Annotated in this window: 3 protein-coding genes and 1 pseudogene; all 4 read right to left on the bottom strand. The window is 42.1% G+C overall.

Annotated elements, in window-relative coordinates; all coding sequences use genetic code 11:
• Positions 1 to 30: 30 nt before the first annotated feature.
• Positions 31 to 789 carry a nucleotidyltransferase family protein gene (locus tag LG34_RS06625; protein WP_109215397.1) on the bottom strand — a complete coding sequence of 253 codons (759 nt, stop codon included), beginning with the start codon at positions 787 to 789 and terminating at the stop codon, positions 31 to 33.
• A 123-nt stretch (positions 790 to 912) separates the two neighbouring features.
• Positions 913 to 1,683, bottom strand: a complete 771-nt coding sequence (gene udp / locus LG34_RS06630; protein ID WP_109215400.1) for a uridine phosphorylase — start codon at positions 1,681 to 1,683, stop codon at positions 913 to 915.
• Between the two features lie 834 nt (positions 1,684 to 2,517).
• Positions 2,518 to 2,988 (bottom strand): flavodoxin, encoded by a 471-nt coding sequence (locus LG34_RS06640; RefSeq protein WP_109215401.1) that lies wholly within the window; start codon positions 2,986 to 2,988, stop codon positions 2,518 to 2,520.
• 143 nt (positions 2,989 to 3,131) lie between these two features.
• A pseudogene (locus LG34_RS06645) lies at positions 3,132 to 3,458 on the bottom strand (carboxymuconolactone decarboxylase family protein); the annotation flags it as partial.
• Positions 3,459 to 3,690 lie beyond the last annotated feature (232 nt).

Raw genomic sequence — 3,690 nt, forward strand, 5'->3', positions numbered from 1 at the left:
ACGCACGTGAGACTTGGTGCGTGATTCTGGTCAGCGCAAGCTGACATCTACTTTGTGTTCGGTATTCTCTGCATTCCTGCGTTGTATCAGATACCTTTCTGCTTCCCTCAGCTGTTCCTTCGTATCCGTATCCATAACGCTGCCGCAATCCGTAACCGGGACTTCTAAAAATTCATCCCCTAGCAGCTTCCAAAAACCGCGCAGACCACCGCCACCCGCAGCATTTTCATAAGAAAGAATCTCCGGCAGCAGAGACATGTCGATCAATACCGGATGCCCGCGTCTCCCATCTACCGTTGGTATGACTGCTTTTTTCCCGGAAGCAAGCATGGTCTCCCATAATTTCTGATAGGTTTCCGGCAAAATGCAAGGCAGATCTACCAGTTGGATGAATACATAATCAAACTCTTTCAGCCTGGGAAGCCCTGTTTTGATAGATGTCAGGATACTTCCATTTCCATAATTGGGATTCCAAATAGTATGAATCCGGTTGAATAAATCGTTTGCCTGCAAATATGCTTCGACGCGTTCCTGTTCAAATCCGGTTACCACATGGATATGATCTATACCTGCATCATACATCGTTTTGATTGTTTGGTCAATCAAATTATTGTCAAGAAATTTTGTTAGTGGCTTTGACTGTCCCATGCGGGTGGACAGTCCTGCTGCCAGGATCAGTCCACCAACACGCTGACTACGGATACTTTGACAATTATGATTGCGATCGACAAGGCGATTATTATCATTCCTGTTGTTATTTTTACTATGATTCGTGTTCTTTTCTTCCATACTTTTTCAATTCCATGCGTTACATACGATATTCTTATTTTTCGGCACACAATCTCTGCCACAGATCACACTGTTTCATAAGCAGGCATTTTCTCTTTCTGCTATCTTATTCAGCTATCTTCTTTATCTTCCTTTATCATCTATCATCAGACGAATGGCATCTACCGCACTCTTAATTGCCGCCTGCGTATCATGTGCCACCGGATTTTCCAGATGCAGTTTTTCCCGCTCCTGATTTGCCACAACCAGAAAAATGGAACCGATTTTTACATGCAGATAACTTGCAACCACAAACAATGCTGCAGATTCCATCTCCGAAGCCAGACATCCAAGCCGTTTCCATGCCTCCCATTTCTGCGTCAGTTCGTAACTTACCGGCATTTTTTCCGGCTCATGCTGTCCGTAAAAAGAATCCTTGCACTGAACAACACCGATGTGGCACGGATAACCGTTTGCTTTCGCCGCTGCTTCCAGTTTCTGTACAATATGATAATCTGCCACTGCCGGAAATTCGATCGGTGCATATTCCCGGCTGGTTCCTTCCATGCGGACTGCTCCGGTAGCGATCACCAGATCGCCGCTTTTGACATCTGTGCGGATGCCTCCACAGGTTCCCACACGGATAAAAACTTCTGCCCCGCAGCGCACCAGTTCTTCCATGGCGATCGCCGCGGAAGGTCCACCGATGCCCGTTGAGGTCACACTGACTTTTTCCCCGTCCAGATAGCCGGTGTAAGTCGTAAATTCCCTGTGATCGGCTACTAAATGTGCATCCTCAAAGAGTTCTGCAATCTTTGCACACCGTTTCGGATCTCCCGGCAAAATAACATATTTTCCAACATCGCCCTGTTTTAAACCAATGTGATACTGAATTCCATTTTCTGTATATTTCATCATGATTCCCCCTCATTTTCCTACTACAAAACAGATCTTTGCAATTCACTCTCGCTGCTCGCTCAGAATGTTGTCTGCTACCACTGCCACTCTCCCGATGCAGCACTTCGCTCAAATATTTCCTGCATCATCAAACTTGGCTGAAGCTGCTTTTTCAAGTTCTTTACTGCATCACATATTGTGTCATCCACAGGATCAACCAACGGATGATACGGCTCATTCAGAAAATATTTATTTCTCGCTCTGCATACGCAATTTCAGCTCTGAAATGCGAATATAATCCATGCTTCTTCCCATGATTATCTTAATTGACCTTTCATTCGGTACGGCAGACAGTATGGATCTTTTTTCGTCCATATATCTCAAATAAAAGATGGAATCTGAGAAAAAGCAGTCATTCTCCTTGCTGATCTGATTAAAATACTGCAGCAGATCCCGCATATAAGGAACGTCGTTCTGCCACGAAAAATATTCCGTTGGTAAAATCAGTATTCGTTCTGTTGAAACCGGCAGCAGGATCAAATCACACCGAAAGATCTGATACAGTTTATATCGAACATGTTCATTTATCAGTTGTGATCATTTTTCTTCCTCCTGAAAATTTATTCCCGTTACATAAATCCGCTTTTCTGTGTGTTCACATTATAACAGAATTTATCTTGTTTGAATATACAAGAAAGTGTGCTATCAAATAGAAAAGCGGAGCAATTACACACCACATGTAACTGCTCCGCTTTTTACTATATAGAATTCTTTGCCATAGCTCTGCAATATCTTTTTAGCACAAAACTAATGCTGCTATTCTTCACAGAAAATCCTCTGCCTCTGATCTTCTTACCAGGTCTTTACCCATTCTTCAATACTTTTCTTATTTACATGATTGAGAAGTTTTCCTTCTACAAACTGTGCCTGTGGTGCAGACGGCTGTAACTCTTTGATGGTATTGCCGAATCCGCTTCCGCCGGATGTTGCAAACAGAATGATCTTTTTGCCGGAAAAATCGTATTTTTCCAGGAATGTATTGATAATTGTCGGTGCTACATACCACCAGATTGGGAAACCGATAACGACAGTGTCATAGTTTTCAATTGCTGCATCGCCTTCTGCCATTTTCGGACGGATGGATTTATCCGCCATCTCAACACTGCTTCTTGATTTTTTATCCATCCAGTTTAAATCTGCAGTTGTATATGGAACCTTCGGTGCGATCTCATACAGATCAGAACCGGATACCTCTGCAATCATCTCAGCTACTTTTTCTGTCACGCCACTTGCACTGAAATATGCTACTAATGTTTTGCTCATCGTCTTTTCCTCCATTTCTTACTTATCTCTTTCTCTCCATAATACTGTAAGTTTCTTACAAAACAAATTATCTTCTCAAATATTTACCTTGATCAGACTCTCTTATTCTTTTACATCAAGCAACTTCTTACTTTGGTAAATTATTCTCCGACTTCCCAGACTTCTTTTGCCAGATTGAACACTGCCCATGCTTTCGGCCATCCCGCATAAAAACCTACATGTGTAATAATTGCAGAAATTTCTTTCTGTGATACACCGTGATCTTTTGCATTCTGCAAATGGAATTTCAGGGAAGAATCTGTGATTCCCTGTGCCATAAGTGCCACTACGGTAATAATACTTCTTGTTTTCAGATCAATATCTTCGTTGTTCCAGTTCTCACCAAAAAGAACATCATCATTGAAATGTGCAAATTCCGGTGCGAATTCTCCAAGTGCATCTCTTCCTGCTGTCTGAACGATTTTTGCCATAATTTTCTGCCTCCTGTTCTGTCCGTTACCCTTGTTATACAAAAAATATCCTGTTCTTTATAAATCTCTGCATAAACAACCGTAACGCAACTTCATCTTTTTTCCATATGTGTATTATAATTCTTTTTTGTCTTCCAGATCGATCATTTCCAGCGCTCTGCGTTTCAGTAAAAGACCGTCATCCGTCAGTGTGATATTTCGTCCACCACGGCAAAAAAGTCTGGTTCCAAGT

This window comes from Eubacterium ramulus (assembly GCF_003122485.1).
Classification (GTDB): domain Bacteria; phylum Bacillota; class Clostridia; order Lachnospirales; family Lachnospiraceae; genus Eubacterium_I; species Eubacterium_I ramulus_A.